At 35.6% G+C, this 15,201-nt stretch carries 13 protein-coding genes and 1 pseudogene; 5 read left to right on the top strand and 9 right to left on the bottom strand.

The features are described from left to right. Positions 1-173 precede the first annotated feature (173 nt). The gene (locus ACO1DI_RS00620; RefSeq protein WP_013056341.1) at positions 174-368 is read left to right on the top strand and encodes a hypothetical protein; all 195 of its coding nucleotides are present in this window, start codon (positions 174-176) and stop codon (positions 366-368) included. Between the two features lie 123 nt (positions 369-491). Here ACO1DI_RS00620 and ACO1DI_RS00615 read toward each other — a convergent pair whose 3' ends face one another. Beyond that, positions 492-1,160, bottom strand: a complete 669-nt coding sequence (locus tag ACO1DI_RS00615; RefSeq protein WP_423144950.1) for a type 1 glutamine amidotransferase domain-containing protein — start codon at positions 1,158-1,160, stop codon at positions 492-494. Positions 1,161-1,482: 322 nt separating this feature from the next. Here ACO1DI_RS00615 and ACO1DI_RS00610 point away from each other — a divergent pair, with 322 nt between their 5' ends. Continuing rightward, positions 1,483-2,064: a metalloregulator ArsR/SmtB family transcription factor gene (locus ACO1DI_RS00610; protein WP_423144949.1), complete on the top strand. Its 582-nt coding sequence runs from the start codon at positions 1,483-1,485 to the stop codon at positions 2,062-2,064. 295 nt (positions 2,065-2,359) lie between these two features. Here the strand turns inward: ACO1DI_RS00610 and ACO1DI_RS00605 are convergent, their stop codons facing one another. Then, complete coding sequence (locus ACO1DI_RS00605) at positions 2,360-2,884, bottom strand: GNAT family N-acetyltransferase (RefSeq protein ID WP_243549050.1); 525 nt, start codon at positions 2,882-2,884, stop codon at positions 2,360-2,362. Positions 2,885-2,903: 19 nt separating this feature from the next. Beyond that, positions 2,904-3,356 carry a MarR family winged helix-turn-helix transcriptional regulator gene (locus tag ACO1DI_RS00600; protein WP_013056339.1) on the bottom strand — a complete coding sequence of 151 codons (453 nt, stop codon included), beginning with the start codon at positions 3,354-3,356 and terminating at the stop codon, positions 2,904-2,906. Between the two features lie 102 nt (positions 3,357-3,458). On the opposite strand from ACO1DI_RS00600, the gene ACO1DI_RS00595 reads away from it, so the two are divergent. Next, a complete protein-coding gene (locus tag ACO1DI_RS00595) occupies positions 3,459-4,115 on the top strand; it encodes a YczE/YyaS/YitT family protein (RefSeq protein ID WP_423144963.1) in 657 nt (218 codons plus the stop codon). A gap of 96 nt (positions 4,116-4,211) precedes the next feature. Here the strand turns inward: ACO1DI_RS00595 and ACO1DI_RS00590 are convergent, their stop codons facing one another. From ACO1DI_RS00590 to ACO1DI_RS00580, 3 genes and pseudogenes are all read right to left on the bottom strand, one after another. Next, a complete protein-coding gene (locus tag ACO1DI_RS00590) occupies positions 4,212-4,976 on the bottom strand; it encodes a class I SAM-dependent methyltransferase (protein WP_243549048.1) in 765 nt (254 codons plus the stop codon). A 148-nt stretch (positions 4,977-5,124) separates the two neighbouring features. After that, entirely contained in the window at positions 5,125-5,574 is a 450-nt protein-coding gene (locus tag ACO1DI_RS00585) for a GNAT family N-acetyltransferase (protein ID WP_014460760.1), read from the bottom strand. A 51-nt stretch (positions 5,575-5,625) separates the two neighbouring features. Further along, positions 5,626-6,196: pseudogene (locus ACO1DI_RS00580) on the bottom strand (GNAT family N-acetyltransferase). A 284-nt stretch (positions 6,197-6,480) separates the two neighbouring features. Between ACO1DI_RS00580 and ACO1DI_RS00575 the strand changes: the two are divergent. Then, positions 6,481-7,230, top strand: a complete 750-nt coding sequence (locus ACO1DI_RS00575) for a uridine phosphorylase (RefSeq protein ID WP_423144948.1) — start codon at positions 6,481-6,483, stop codon at positions 7,228-7,230. 240 nt (positions 7,231-7,470) lie between these two features. Here ACO1DI_RS00575 and ACO1DI_RS00570 read toward each other — a convergent pair whose 3' ends face one another. Then, positions 7,471-8,739, bottom strand: coding sequence for an MFS transporter (locus tag ACO1DI_RS00570; RefSeq protein WP_014460764.1), 1,269 nt, complete (start codon positions 8,737-8,739; stop codon positions 7,471-7,473). 422 nt (positions 8,740-9,161) lie between these two features. On the opposite strand from ACO1DI_RS00570, the gene ACO1DI_RS00565 reads away from it, so the two are divergent. Beyond that, positions 9,162-10,238 (top strand): cyanophycinase, encoded by a 1,077-nt coding sequence (locus ACO1DI_RS00565; RefSeq protein ID WP_423144947.1) that lies wholly within the window; start codon positions 9,162-9,164, stop codon positions 10,236-10,238. Positions 10,239-10,308: 70 nt separating this feature from the next. Here ACO1DI_RS00565 and ACO1DI_RS00560 read toward each other — a convergent pair whose 3' ends face one another. Together ACO1DI_RS00560 and ACO1DI_RS00555 are read right to left on the bottom strand one after the other, a co-directional pair. Continuing rightward, complete coding sequence (locus ACO1DI_RS00560; protein WP_423144946.1) at positions 10,309-12,354, bottom strand: sigma 54-interacting transcriptional regulator; 2,046 nt, start codon at positions 12,352-12,354, stop codon at positions 10,309-10,311. Between the two features lie 212 nt (positions 12,355-12,566). After that, positions 12,567-15,119 carry a cyanophycinase gene (locus ACO1DI_RS00555; RefSeq protein WP_423144945.1) on the bottom strand — a complete coding sequence of 851 codons (2,553 nt, stop codon included), beginning with the start codon at positions 15,117-15,119 and terminating at the stop codon, positions 12,567-12,569. Between the last annotated feature and the right edge of the window lie 82 nt (positions 15,120-15,201).

The raw sequence follows: 15,201 nt of genomic DNA, 5'->3' as shown, positions 1-15,201 counted from the left end.
TCCTTCTCTGAACTGCGTTTAGTCGCCATAACTAATATAATATCAGCTACTTCCTTACATGTGGAATCTTTTACGAGAGTGCTGATTTTCTGACATACTTGTAATTCGATATTTTTTACAGTGAGCACATATGTTAAAGTGTAAAGTAGTGAAGCGAAAGGAGTAAAAACAACATGGCTCAACGAATCGTCAATATGTTTTTATCTGTTTTAGCTGCTTATGGAACGTTAATTCTAACGAAACATATGAGTATTGCAGATAATATCTTTGTGACACAGATTGTTCGTCTGATCATTTGTATTGTGGCTGTTATCATTGTGACAGGAATTACTACATACATTTTCAGAAATAAATCTTCTAATAAATAAAAGGGCAGCTATTTAGATAGCCGCCCTTTTTGTTTTCCTTAATTCTCATTTTATTTCACCCTAAAGAAATAGGGATGCCTCAAACACTCATGAGACATCCCCATTAAGGTTATATACATACTTTTACACGTTTAAAGCACGCACAAATTCTTTTGCGAGGCTGATTGTAGACTGTGGATTTTGTCCTGTTAAAAGCTTTCCATCTACTTCAATATGATCGCTCCAATTATCTTTTGCAATAAACTCGGCGCCTAGCTCACGAAGCTTTGTTTCAAGAAGAAACGGCATGTATTTATCTAACGTTGTATCTTTCTCTTCTGAATCAGTAAACGCTGTAATACGTTTTCCTTTTACAATCGGCTCACCGTTTTTAAGCTTTCCGCCTACAAGAGCTGCCGGTCCGTGGCATACCGCTGCAATCAGTTTATCATCTTCAGCAAACTCTGTTAGCAAACGATGTAAGTGCGTATCGTCTGGAAAGTCAAACATTGTTCCGTGCCCTCCAGGTACAAACATACCTGCAAATTCTTGTGAACTTATATCAGCTAATGATTTTGTATCCTCTAAAAGTTTTCCTGCTTCTTTGTCTTCGTCCGTTACATCATCTGTTAAGCTGTTAGGATCCACAGGCGATGTTCCGCCTTTTGGACTTGCTACGACTACTTCGTATCCTTCTTTTTTAAATTCTAAATATGCTTCAGAAAATTCCGTAAGCCAAATACCAGCAAGCTCTCCGTTTTCCATTGTATGTCCATTTGTAACAACCATTAAAACTTTTGAATTTCCTGTCATGATTTACTCATTCCTTTTTCATTTATTATTTACATACATGTATCTTTAATAATTCATTTATCTCTTTGAATATGTTCCCCGGTATTATTTGATGAAAACATGGTAACTTTTTCTTGCTAATAAAAAGAACAGGTAAAAATAATGGTTAAATTACATGGAGAAGCAGGCCTTTTTTATACTTTGAAGATTAGATGGAGCCGATTTTTTATATGCAGTGTGACAAATGATTACTTTAAATATTTTCACTTTTTTGACATATAAATCTAATTCGATTAATATCGAATTAGATTTATATCGAATTAATGAGAGAAGGTATTCAGCTATGCAATTAGATAAGTTGGTGAATTACCATAAAGCCGTTGGTGATCCTACGAGAATTAGAATTATTTCACTATTAAAAAAAGGACCTCTTCACGGGCAAGCAATTGCTTACAAACTGGGGTTGCAGCCTTCAACTATCACTCATCATATTTCAAAGCTAAGAGATGTAGGAATTGTTTATCAAAGAAGACAAGGGAACATTATTTATTTTTATCTAGACCTTGAAAGACTTGAATATAACTCGAAGGCTATTTTAAGTATTGGAGAGGATTCAATGGAAAATCAAGACAACCATTTACAGGATAAAGACAAATTATTTATTGTTAAAAACTTTATAAATAGTGACGGTACTTTAAAAATCATTCCAAGTCAAAGAAAGAAAAAGAACGTGATATTAGCCTATTTAATACGTGATTTACAGCACGGAAAAACGTATCAAGAAAAAGAATTAAATGAACATATTAAAAAATATCATGAAGATTATGCAACGATTCGCAGAGAGTTAATTATGCAGCATTTTATGTATAGGAAAAATGGAGAATATGAGTTAAATCCGAAAGAGATGTGGCCCGTTATTTATTAAAGTGGACGTAAAAACGTTCATTTTTTAAGCCTTCTAATTCGATATATATCTAATTAGTTTGTGTTGTTTCAAATAGAATTAGAGTAAAAATGTAATTCCCAGAATGAAAGAAGCCAACATTTTGGTAAGCATGTGACATTAATTTCATTCTCCTATGTGCTGGCACAGCAGCCATATTAGTTTGCTTACTGCTTACCCTAAAAGCATCTGCTTTAAAAAAAATCATAAAATCTCTGTATGCAATAAGGATTATCCTCTACCAGTTAAATTAGTGAATAATCCTTATTTTTTAAAACTATAAAAGTGTTTTAACCATGATGAGATCTGTTTGTTTTTCGTCTCCCATATAAAAAGAGTGAGATCCAGTTTGAACAAATCCTTGTTTCCTATAAAAATCGATCGCATTTTTGTTCTTTTCCCATACGCCTAACCAAATTTTCTTTTTATTAAATGTCGTTGCTATCTCTACTGCTTTATTAAATAAATGTTTACCAAGCCCTTGTCTTTGAAAGCTGTTATCTATATAAATTCTTTCAATTTCAAGCGATTCTTTCCCCATCTCTTCAGACTGAGCATCATCCGTATTAACCTTTAAATAACCTGCAATTTCATGATTAACATATATAAAAAAGAATTGCGAGGACGTATTTGATAATTCTTTTTCTAACTGTTCGACTGTAAATGCTTTTTCTAAATAAGCTTTCATGTTTTTAGGTGAATTTTGATCTTTAAATGTCTCATTAAATGTTTTGTAACTAATATCTTGAAGGTGATTTACATCTTCAAGAGTACACTTTTTTATCTGGGTCATCACTGACATACGCCTCTCCTTTATATCCTCAATAATTTCTCTTGTTTCCTTTTTTCACAAACTCCCAGTCTGTTTCGATATTTTTTCTTACTCTTTGAACCAGCTTAAGAATGGTATCTGCTTCTTCCTGGGTAAAACCTTCTAATGCCACTTTATCAGAATAATCATTTTCTCTTTTTATAAACGGATATACGTTCTTCCCTTTTTCAGTGGGAAAAAGGTTTTTATTTTTTTTATTGTGGAGATCGTCTTTCTTCTCAATAAAACCATTCATTTCAAGCTTTTTTATAGCCCGAGCCGCTGTTGTGCGATCTACTTTTATCATTTCAGCTAATTTTTCCTGAATGATTCCGGGGTTTTCACATATTCGCACTAAATACAAATACTGCCCCTTAGTCAGATCATACTCTTTAAATTCTATATTACTAATCGAATCCAATGCTCTTGCTATCATCCCAATTTCACGCAGAATTTCACTCATAAATGTCTCCTTTGTACATATTTTTGTTGCAAATACAATAAAAATATTATAAATTTAATGTACTTTAAAATAGTTGCATTTGCAACAAAAATAACAAAGAGGATGATGACAGTGAAGTATAGTATTTATGCAGGAGGAATTTTACTATTAACTCTTGGAATTGCTTTAACGATACAATCTGACCTAGGAGCTTCACCTTTTGATGCGCTGTTAGTTGGACTGTCACTAAACGTAGGTCTTAGCGTTGGAAGCTGGGAGATTATGCTTGCCTGTATTTTAATTTGTGGTAATTCTCTTTTAAGCAAACAAAAGCCAGAAATACTGGGACTGTTAACGGCATTCATAACAGGTCTTGGTATCGATATATGGCTTTTTTTATTACAGAACTGGGTTACGTTCGAAAGTTGGTACAGCAAATTATGTTGTTTTGGAATTGGCTTAATCATTATAGGTGTAGGCACCTCAGCCTATTTACATACAAATTTTGCACCCATTCCAATTGACCGCTTAACTTTAATCATACAAAAACTAACTAAAACAAATTTATTTCTTTCAAGAACATTTATTTACCTCACATTCTTACTAGCTGCCATGCTTTTAAACGGGCCGATTGGTGTTGGAACGTTATTGACTGTGTGTTTAGGCGGTGTGCTGCTTAATTTCTTTATGCCTATTACTCAAAAAGCAGTAAATTGCATATTACCAACATCTCATACATCAAAAAATCATATTAAAGATCATAAACGTTCCATTACATAACTAATTCTGTCTATATCATGATTTTTATGTACAATCATCATTGATGCACAAAAAGCGGATCTCCAGTTAGAGATCTGCCTCCTGTGTGTGATTGCTCTATTTTTTTGCCTCAGCTTTAATAATAAAACGATGCTGTTTTACGTCAAAAAAACCTTGAGACTGTATAATTTGATGGATATTATACAATCCGCCGATATGTGTTTCTATATCAAAATTAGGAACTTGCCAAGGAATCGCTTTTAGATAAAAAACTAGCGCCCCAATATCATAAAATCTCTGCACAGGAAACTCTTCTTTGTAAAAGACGATGTTAAAAGCACTTTGTTTAAGCTCTTCTATTGCTTTCTTTAAATTCCAGTTAGAAAACTCTCTATTTATTGGAACTCCTATACATTCATTGATTCGTGAACAGTCCAACCCTCCCACTTGCTGAGTGAAAAACGTGCCTTCCTTTGACAAAATCCTTCTTACTTCTGAAGCACAAAAAGATTCGTGCTGGTTCAAAATCAAATCAAATGTACCATCTTTAAACGGTAGATTCGCGTTTTCAGTTCGTTCAACAACGGTGATACCAAGTGGCTCTAACCGTTTTTTAGCGATTGGAACGTTAGGTTTGTATCCTTCGGTAGCATACATAACGCGAGGAAAAGGTTGTAACAAAGATAAAAACTCTCCTCCTCCTGTTCCCATATCTAAAGCAGCATTAGAGTTTTGAATAAGGCGAAAAGCTTCACTTCCATATGACCACGAAAGCATATCACTATCCATACGACCAGTCTGAGTGATAGCAGAAAAATCCCACCCAGTAAAATCAACACTTGTATTGTTTACAGCATTTAAAAAATGTTTGTCCGTTATCATGTTAAAATCCTCCTTTTAATAGTCAGTCAGCATTAATCATTTATCCTAAACTAGTAAAAGGCGGGCCACGAACATACAGGCAGCGTTGTTATGTTTCATGTGCCAACTTATTCACAATAAACTCTCCTTCATCAGAATTACGTATTTTTCATTTATTTGTCCATTCATATGTAATATCGGGTAATTTCTCTTCATTTTTACATCCTCTCTTTATAATACTGAAGCCGTGTTTCTCATAAAACCGCTGTGCACTTTTATTTCGTTCAAAAGTACGTAATGTTAATTTTCCATTTGATTCTGCTTTGGCTCTTTCAAGTAAACGTTGTCCGATTCCTCCTCCTTGATAATCTACATGAACGTACAGCTGGTTAATTTCATCAGCGTTATAGGCGACCATCCCTACTATTTGTTCATCTATTAAAGCTAATTCAATTTTATGGTGTGCTGATAATATATGATTTAAAAAATAAACATGACGGTCAAAACTGTGCATTTCCTTTTGTCCAATCGCTTTTTCTTTACTATCTCTCCACATTTTTACCGTTTGCTCAGCGAATTGAGGGTGATAGTGAACAATGTCAAATTTAAAATGGACCATACATTTCTCCCTTATCTGTCGTCGTACTATTCATATTCTTAATAACCATGTCTAGATATTCCCCTCATGTGGTTGAATCCTGTCAAAATCTTGCTTTAATAAAGAATATATATACAAATCATCAAATTTTCCACACGTAAATTCATAACTTCTTAATAATCCCTCTTTTACAAAACCGTGGTTTTTTATTAGATTTTGTGAAGGAACATTAGCAGGCTCTATTAAAGCTTCAATTCTTCGCAAGTTCAAATGTGTAAAACCATATTTTATGACAGCGCCTAATGCCTCACTAGCAATTCCGTTCCCCCAGTAGTCTCTGGCTAATTCATAACCAATTTCCGTACGGTAATGATTTTGAACTCTATTAAGAAACCCGCAGCTGCCAATAATGTCGTCTTGTTCTTTAAGAGTAATACCCCATCTTGTTCCAGATTTTCCGCTTAAGATTGATTTATACCACGCAATCTCTTTTGAAGCATCCTCAACCGTTGTAAAAGGCTCTAGACCGTAGTGTTTCATTACTTCTTTATCGGATGTATTTTAAAATGTTGCCTGCGTCTTCTGCTACAATTTCCCTTAGTACAAGCCTTTTTGTTTTAATTACAGGAAAATGGTGTGACACCTGTAATTCCCTCCTCTTATCTGTTCATTAACTGAACGGACCTTTTCTCACAGCTTTATCTAATTTAAATAACCGTTAGTAAGAAATTTCTTTTATTATTAGTGAATTCCTTTTTTAGTCATAAATATTTGTCAAAAACAAGTAAAAAAGCACACATAACTTCATTTCCAAATCAGAACCGTCATTTATTTTGTAATTGTTCGTTTTAAAAATTAAAGGAATAAAAGCTAGTAATGAAGAATTCTTCTCCAACTAGTCTAAATGAAAAGAATAAGGAGAACGATATGAAACTGTATGGGGATTTTGAAAAAGAAGATTGGCTAAACGTATTAAAGCTATCAGAAAAAGAGCTGCCTAATGCATTCATTATTCATGGTGAGTGGGGATTCCAAGATAATATAAGCTTATGGAAAGAGATTTTATCTACTAATGTTCATATGCCTAAATGGAACACCGTGATAGGTAAGTTCAAAAACAGAAATATAGGGTTTGCGAATGTGTACGGCAGTCCGATGGCATCAAACATAGTCCATCAGTTTGCTGGCAGCGGAACCGACTTATTTATTCAAACGGGATATTTTGGAGGCTTATCTTCTACTATACAATATGGAGATATCTTAATTGTATCTGCAGCACAAATGCAAGACGGCGTATCGCACTGGTATTTACCAGACCAAACGCTTGTAGAAGCTGACAAAGAGCTAGTGGAAGCCGCCTGCAGATATTGTGAACAAAAAGGCTACAGCTATATAAAAGGACATGTGGTCAGTATGGGTGCCATGCTTATGGAGACGCATAATATGATAAAAGAATGGTCACTTGCAGATTTTCTCGGCGTGGATATGGAGACAGCTACCACTTTAGCGATTGCTCATAAATTCAACAAGCGCGCCGTGGGCTTATTAAATTTATCAGACCACCTTCTTCACGGTGATACTCTTTATTCGTATACTAAGGACAGAGAGTTAATAGAAAGTGAAACTGATAAAGCCATTCGCGATGTGGCTCTTTATTTAAGTAGTAAATTCTACTAGCGTGCTGTCTTATAAAAATTTTTGTCTTACTGATATGAGTAAAATCTATTTGGAGTAGAATGCTCAGTTATACTATTGTTTTTAGAAGTATAGTTTTATATGACTCTAAAAAAATGGGGTAGACTAAAAAGATAATCACTTATAAAAGCGATTATCTTCTGGCTGCTTGAAAGTATAAAAATGAACCTTATAATAAAGATACAAATTTTTTTGCACTATAAATGAGACAGTCATTGTGAATTAAGAAGCATTCAGCACACTCTGCTCCTTTTTTCCTTTTTCTTTAATTAGTAAGACACCTAACAACCCCATCATTGAAAACAAAATGGGAATCATAAAAGCATAATGATACCCGATCTGCAGCGAGCGCTCGGGGAATAAATCAAGGACGTTTCCAAAAATACTAGGTAATAATACGGCGCTTAGAAAACCTCCCATATTAGCAAAACCTGATACAACTCCTACTTCTTTTACTGAGAAAGATTGACGTACTACGGCAAATGTCAAAGCGCTTGCGCCGTTTCCAAATCCGATGATAAAAAGTAAAATAACGACTAGCATGAATGAAGGTTTCACTCCGGTTAATAATAATCCTGTCCAGCTAAGCACCACAATAAGATGGACGAGTGAATAGATTTTTTTAATAGAGTTTAACCTGCTTGATACCCAGCTGATTAAAGGTCCGCCAATCATAGCGCCAAACAAACCATACATAATAAGCTGACTTGCATCAGCGCGAGATAAATGAAACACATTCATGCCATAAGGAACTCCCCAAGAACCAATAAAGCCAATGTATGTACCCACTACACCAAAATGACAAAGAAATGTTGCCCATGCTTGACGAGTCGTCATTACCCTTTTTAGGATCGCCCATACGCTTTCTTGAGTCTTAACAGAGGCTTTATTTGCTTTAGCATCATCTACAAATAATCGTTTAGGTTTTATAACTAAAACGACATAAAGCAAATAAGATACCGCCATTAAAACCAGACCTATGCTAAGAAAAGGAACTCTCCAGCCTGAAAGTGAAATCCACATAGATAAAGGCACAGTAGCTGATAATGAACCTACACTTCCTACCAGCCCAATTAAACCTAACAGCTTTACAAACTCATTTCCCTTGAACCACTGACTTAAAATTAACACTAAATTGACAAAAATCATGGAGTCTCCGGTACCGACTAGCAAACGAGAGAAAATTAAGACATATTCGTTGGGAGCCGTACTGTAGATAAGACTTCCTATTCCGGTTAAAAGCGACCCTATAATAAGAAATCGATTTGGACCGTACCGGTCAGAAAGTAAGCCAACAGGAATCTGAAGGCCTGCGTATGCTAAAAATTGTATGCTCGTCATTAATCCTATAACAGACGCTGAAACGTGAAAATCTTTCATTAACTGTTCTGTAATAAGTCCGGGGGCTGTTCGTTGACTGACAATCAAATAATATGCTAATAAAGCGGTTCCAAAAACAACCCATCTATAACTACTTTCCTGTTTGTTCATTTTGACAGATCCTCTCGTGTATAATTTTTCTGCGTAGAAATGTTAGTAGAAAACGTTTAAGAGACGAAGATATTGATAGAATGAAGGTCTTTTAAACAAATAAAGTGCTAATTTGGGGAAGCCCTTTTTTATCCTAGTTTTTCCTTTCTATCATAATTTTAAGTTTTTAAATGATATTTTTCAATGAAGTATGGACTTTTAAAATATATCCTTTACTATTTCCCTTTCACTATTAGGCATCCAAGTTAGAGTTCTTCTTGTCATTTTTGGGTATAAAGCAATTTAATAAGAACCCATAAAGAACCTATGTTATGCGTATTTTTTCAAAAGACCTCTTCTTTCACAGCTGTTCAGCTGTTTAATAAGTTGGTATAAAACTTGCATGTTCATCTATGAACACTTAATTAAAGGAGGAGAACTTTATGAAAAAAGCTAAACGTAAGAAAAGTATTAAAAAGCAAGTCATCACTTGTGCTGTTCTCGCGACGTCTCTTTTACTGCCCATTTCAGCTTCTGCTGCTTCTGCACCTTATACGCTTTATCAGGTGGGAAGTACTGCAGACAAAGCGACCAGTACAAGCTTCGGACAAGTCTATATGGGAGGAAGCACCGATGTAGATGAAGCGTTCAAATGGATGATTCAAAAGGCAAACGGCGGAGATTTCTTAGTTATAAGAGCGACGGGTACTGATGCCTATAACTCTTATATCTACGACCTAGCAAAAAGCATAGGTAAGCCTCTTAACTCTGTTAGCACAATTCTCGTCGATGATTTAATAAGAGCAGGCTCAGACTCTTCTTTAATTGATAAAATCAACAAAGCAGAAGGCATCTTTTTTGCTGGAGGCAATCAGGATGATTACGTAGATTTCTTAGAAGGTTCTGCGGCTCTGACAGCATTAAATAATCGTATCAATCAAGGCATTCCTTTTGGGGGAACAAGTGCTGGTACTATGATTCAAGGGGATCATATTTACGACTCTATCTCAGCAGGCTCTACAACTTTAGATTCTAAAACAGCGCTAAACAATCCTTATAGTTCTCTTATTTCCTTTACAGATTATTTGATTCAAACACCTCATAACAACAACATCCAAACAGACACCCATTTTGAACAACGAGATAGAATGGGACGCTTTCTAACATTTCTAGCACGTAATATCCAAGACGGAGAAGAAACTGGGACAACCGCAAAAGGGATTGCTGTTAATGAACAGTCAGCGCTTCTGGTAGAAAAAGACGGTTTAGCTAAAGTAGTAACACAGCCAGGCTCTACAAATGCTGCTGTTTATCTGGCTAAAACAAATAAGGCGCCTACTACTTGTGTAAGCGGTCAGCCTCTGACGTTTAATAATATTTCTATCTATAAACTATTTAATGGCAGCACTTTTAATCTTTCCACTTGGACAGGTTCTGGAGGATTAGCTTATACTTTAAACGTAAACGGCGGTGTTATTACTTCTTCTACAGGAAAAGTTTACGGAGGAAATCAGCCGTAAACGGTAAATGAATATTTTATTTTATAGAAAAGGGAAACTTAATTAGTGAAGTTTCCCTTTCTTCCTTATATTAAGGATTGATTAAGTGCTGTTTTGTTTTTAAATGATATAGATAATGCAGTCCTTTTTCTGTTATTTTTGTTCCTGCTCTGCCTCTGCGCTTTATAATATACTCTTTTTCTTCTAGTACATCCAAACGATTTCTCACCTGCTGTTCTGTAAGAGTAAAGCCTTTTAAATGCTGTGTGATCCACTTTCTGCTTGCTGCTTTTCCTGTATCATTACACTGTTTTATCGTTTCTAACAGAGCATGATTTTCTTGAAGTTCAATCAAGTCCAACGATTCATTTTCAATTTCATACAAAGAATGATCCTCTTTTTGACTACTAAGCCTATATTCTACGTCTTTTGCTTTCACTTCGTTTTCATCACAGACGGTAAGCAAATACTCAATGACTCCTTTTAATTCTCTTATATTTCCTAACCATTCGTATTCCATCAGCAGTTTCATCGCTTCTGGATGGATATGCGTCCACGTTTTCGATTTAGAAATAAAATGATGAATGAGTAAAGGAATATCGGTTCTTCTATATCTTAAAGGAGGAATGGTTAAAGATAGTACATGTAAACGATAGTATAAATCTTCTCGAAACACACCTTCTTTCATTTTATGTAGTAAATTGTTGTGAGTGGCTGCTATGATTCTTACATTAATCGGAATTACTCTTGCACCTCCTACCCGCCTAATTTCTTTTTCTTGAAGCACCCTTAAAAGCTGGGTTTGTAAACGCGGGCTGATATCACCAATTTCATCTAAAAAGATTGTACCTTTATCAGCGCTCTCAAACAGCCCTTTTTTGCCGCCTTTTTGCGCTCCTGTAAAGCTGGCTTCTTCGTACCCAAACAGCTCGCTTTCTAACAATGTATCGGTCATGGCACTGCAATTTACCGCAAGAAATGGTCCATTTTTACGTGTAGAATGATTGTGGATAGCCTGAGCAAACAGCTCTTTTCCTGTACCGGTTTCTCCTTGAATTAAAATAGGATACTCAGTGGCAGCCATTTTCCGGGAAATTTCAATCGTTTTAAGCAAAGCTGGATGTTCTCCGATAATATCTTGATAGTTATACTTAGCAGAAAAACCGTTTTTTCTAAGTTCTGACTGCGCTTTTCCTTCTATTTCAACAGCTTGATTAACACTTTTAAACGTTGCTACAGTAGTATTGCTCTCTTTAATCATTGACTTATAGATAACCATTTCGTACCCGTTTATGTTAAAGTACTGACTTTTCTCGTTGGACGATATAATAAACTCCACAAGGCTTTTGTTAGAAATTACGCTTTGAATCTCATGATCTATAGCATCAGAAGAAGCTAGTTGAAACAATGATTCTAACCTTTTATTGAATAACGTAATTTTTCTATTAAAATCCACGGCAAGAATACCATCTTCTACTACGTTTACAATACTCTTTACATGAAGGTGAAGTTCTTTCATTTGCCCTTCTGCTTCTATTAGTTTTTTTTGCAGCACAATGATGTTTCGCAAATAGCGATCCCAAATTATTGAATGATTAGACTGATTAAAACCGAATGATTTTATAAGTTCAAAAATGGTCGCCATATCAAAAAGTCTAACGCCTATATCAATTACATGTTTTACGTATGGGGGACACAAGTGAACCTCACCTGGAGAAACAGCAATTTCAACCCCTTCGTAATAGGTCTTTTGCTTTTTAAAAGGAATAAACTGAACATGATTAATCCCTACTTGATAGAGAGACTCTATTAACTTAAGAGTTTCTTTATCATCATCGTTTACAATTAACACTTTTGTATGGGCAGGGATTTTCAGCAATTTACTTATATGTTTATGGTGAATCGTTCTATTTCCTACAATTTCATGTGCATGCTGAACGTCTAATCTGTTCTTTATTTCATGATATATACTCTCTGATGAATAAAGGACAACATCTCCATCAATTTTTCCGGGTAATTCTTCATCAATCGCAAAGCATTCAATAAAAATGTAATCTCCTAACAACTCTTTTAATTGATTGTGTAAAATGATTCTAGTTTGCTTACTTCCTGTTATTAAAACTAATTTCTTTTTCATCGTATGGACACCTTTCTACAGGCCTTTAACTTGACTTGCCTTCAGAGATTAGCTTTTGGAATACTGTACCTATCATTTTATACTTTGCTGTGCATTTCATCTAGCGGACGTTTGTCCCTTTTGTAAATAAAAAAAGTAGAAAAAAGCGCCTCCACTTTAATAGGTGGAGGCACGATATGCTAAAGTGCTAGATGCATTGAATTACTTCCTTCTCATTTAATGTCTACGTTTATTGGTTTGATATCTAAGGCTACTTTCACAATAGAGTAATTGTCTTTTTGACCGTCGGTATAAGCCCAATAGCCATTGCTTTCAGGGCTTTTTCTGAAGGTAAGCTCAAAACCTTTGTTTTGGTTAAACGTATAGCTCTTTATTTCTTTGCTCTGAGCGTTATCGATAAGATCGTAAGCTAAAAATTTTCTTAATACACCGTGCGGAGAGAAAAGACCCGTGTTTGGCCCAATTTTTTCACTGTAGTATTCATTTTTTCTAGTAGACGTTTTACCTGGGTTTATTACGATTTCTTTTGTTGTCATATTTACTTTATCGCCTGGAGTAATACAAGAGATAAGAATATTTTTGTAATCACTCGGAAATTTGTCATTTGCCTGTACTTTGGCTAAATCAACTAACGTAATACCGCCTCTTCCAACAACTTCTATTTGTTTTCCTGAATTGTTGACCACCATAGCTGTATCTTCATCGATTCCGTACGCAAGCTGATTTTTATTTCCTTTTTCGTACGCTGTTGCAATAAGACGTCCCAGTCTTGCTTTGTTGTCAAAATGCTGATCTACAAGACCGTATTGAAAAAAGCCAAGGCCTTTTTCTAAATAAGCAGGACCGCCTTCTTGCTGAGTCATATCATCGTATGTGTCTGTAAATCCGTACGAAAGAGCTCCGTAGCTATCTCCGCCAGCGAGCATAGTATTACTCATAATCGCCGCTCCGGCACTCGTACCGCCAAGTACTGCCCCGTTTTTATACGTATGCCATATGGCTTGTAAAACTTTTGAGTCCGAACCATTTTCATTCCGCAACGAGCCCGTAATCAAGGTTTGATCTCCTCCTACAAACCAAATACCTGTTAGCCCTTTAACTTTTTGCGCTAGTTTATCACTATTCATATTTGCTTTCCAATTCGACTCATTTTCAGAAGTTCCTTTAAAGTCATGGTTTGAAATAGGTAAAATCTCTATATTTTCTGCCTTCACTCCGTATTTAACTAAATCACTTTTAAACTGATTAGAAGAGTCGAACTTAGTACTCGCTGCAGGAACAATTCCTATTTTGGCCTGCTTTCCTCCTGCCAGAGTAATAAACTTGTTATACACGCTTGAATTACTGCTGCCAAGCGCTCCTCCTGCAATTAAGAGGTTACCTTTAATCGAATCGTATGCAGGACTTTCAGATGAAGAAAAAGTAGGTTTTTTATACGTTAAACTAGTTTTTTTATCCGGTTGAAATTTGACGGTTTTAGGCGTAATGTCCATTCTTACATTTACAATGGAATAATCATCTTTTTGTCCGTCAGTATATCTCCAATAGCCGTTTGTATCACTATTCTTTTGAAAAGCAATTTCGTACCCAGACCCTTGACTGTCATAAACATAGCTTTTGGCAGATTTCATCGATTCATTGTCAATAAGAGAATAGGATAAATAAGCCTTTAACCTTCCATACGGTGTAAAAACACCCGTAGCAGGTAGTGCGTTAAAGGAATAATATTCAAACCCCTTCGTTTCTACTTTATCGTTTGGAAATTCAAATGATTTTAAATGATAGTTAATTTTATCTCCAGGAGATAAGTAACTGACTTTTATGTTCTCTAAGCCTGAACGCACTTTTTGCTTAGATATAAGCTTAGCTTTGCTCATATCTAATACAGCTACTCCGCTTCTTCCAACGACTTCAACCTTTTGATCTTTATTGTTAACGACCATAGCAGTATCTTCGTCTACACCGTATGCAAAGTTTTTTTCTTTGTCGCGTTCAGCATTATACGCAGCTACTGCAAGTCGCCCAAGTCGTGCTCGTTCATCCATATGCTGATCAATTATGCCGTGTTGGAAAAATCCCAGCCCTTTTTGAACTGATAGAGGCTCGTACTCTTTCTTATTGTGTTGGTTTTCGTTTACATGTTTATTTTCCTTGTTTCCTATACTTTCTTTTAAAGCTCCTAGACTGTCTCCTCCTGTAATCATGACGTCACTCATAATTGCAGCTCCTGCACTTGTACCTCCGATAACTGCTCCCTTACGATATATATCCCAGATAGCTTTTAACGCTTCAGAATCGTTTCCATTATTTTGACGAAGGGAATCCACAATTTTTGTTTGGTCTCCTCCAACAAACCAAACTGCCGTTAGTCCTTTAATCGTACGGGATAACTTCTTGTCGTTCACTTGATTCTTCCAAGTCGATTCATCTTTTTGTGTGTCAGAAAAATCGTGATTGGAAACGGGAAGAATTTGAATAGAATCTGAGTTTACTCCGTATTTCACGAGGTCTTCCTTAAACTTTTCAGAAGACTGCAGCGTTGTGCTAGCAGCTGGAATAATCCCTACTTTGGCTTTTTCTTTTCCCCCAGCAAGCAAGAGAAATTTTTCATATATATCGTGATTGGATGTTCCTACACCTCCGCCTGCAATAACAAGGCTGCCTTTAATGCCCTCAGTATTTTCTTGTGCTTTTGCAAGCAGGGGTGTACTCAACGAAGAAAGTAATGTAAAGCTGATGAGACATGAAACCAGTTTCTTTTTCATTTGAAAGATCCTTTCCACGCAAATTTTAATACCCTTCTCTAATTAGCTCGTATCCTTTCCGCGATACTTTCGATAAATGATG

It is taken from the genome of Priestia sp. 40 (assembly GCF_049368575.1).
GTDB lineage: Bacteria > Bacillota > Bacilli > Bacillales > Bacillaceae_H > Priestia > Priestia zanthoxyli.
This window is presented reverse-complemented; position numbering and strand designations above follow the sequence as displayed.

Excerpts from the sequence above, each read along its gene's own strand:
- ACO1DI_RS00610 (WP_423144949.1), top strand. The coding sequence starts at position 1,483 with ATGCAATTAGATAAGTTGGTGAATTACCATAAAGCCGTTGGTGATCCT.
- ACO1DI_RS00620 (WP_013056341.1), top strand. The coding sequence starts at position 174 with ATGGCTCAACGAATCGTCAATATGTTTTTATCTGTTTTAGCTGCTTAT.
- ACO1DI_RS00595 (WP_423144963.1), top strand. The coding sequence starts at position 3,459 with ATGATGACAGTGAAGTATAGTATTTATGCAGGAGGAATTTTACTATTA.
- ACO1DI_RS00570 (WP_014460764.1), bottom strand. The coding sequence starts at position 8,739 with ATGAACAAACAGGAAAGTAGTTATAGATGGGTTGTTTTTGGAACCGCT.
- ACO1DI_RS00590 (WP_243549048.1), bottom strand. The coding sequence starts at position 4,976 with ATGATAACGGACAAACATTTTTTAAATGCTGTAAACAATACAAGTGTT.
- ACO1DI_RS00555 (WP_423144945.1), bottom strand. The coding sequence starts at position 15,119 with ATGAAAAAGAAACTGGTTTCATGTCTCATCAGCTTTACATTACTTTCT.
- ACO1DI_RS00605 (WP_243549050.1), bottom strand. The coding sequence starts at position 2,884 with ATGTCAGTGATGACCCAGATAAAAAAGTGTACTCTTGAAGATGTAAAT.
- ACO1DI_RS00600 (WP_013056339.1), bottom strand. The coding sequence starts at position 3,356 with ATGAGTGAAATTCTGCGTGAAATTGGGATGATAGCAAGAGCATTGGAT.
- ACO1DI_RS00615 (WP_423144950.1), bottom strand. The coding sequence starts at position 1,160 with ATGACAGGAAATTCAAAAGTTTTAATGGTTGTTACAAATGGACATACA.
- ACO1DI_RS00575 (WP_423144948.1), top strand. The coding sequence starts at position 6,481 with ATGAAACTGTATGGGGATTTTGAAAAAGAAGATTGGCTAAACGTATTA.
- ACO1DI_RS00560 (WP_423144946.1), bottom strand. The coding sequence starts at position 12,354 with ATGAAAAAGAAATTAGTTTTAATAACAGGAAGTAAGCAAACTAGAATC.
- ACO1DI_RS00565 (WP_423144947.1), top strand. The coding sequence starts at position 9,162 with ATGAAAAAAGCTAAACGTAAGAAAAGTATTAAAAAGCAAGTCATCACT.
- ACO1DI_RS00585 (WP_014460760.1), bottom strand. The coding sequence starts at position 5,574 with ATGGTCCATTTTAAATTTGACATTGTTCACTATCACCCTCAATTCGCT.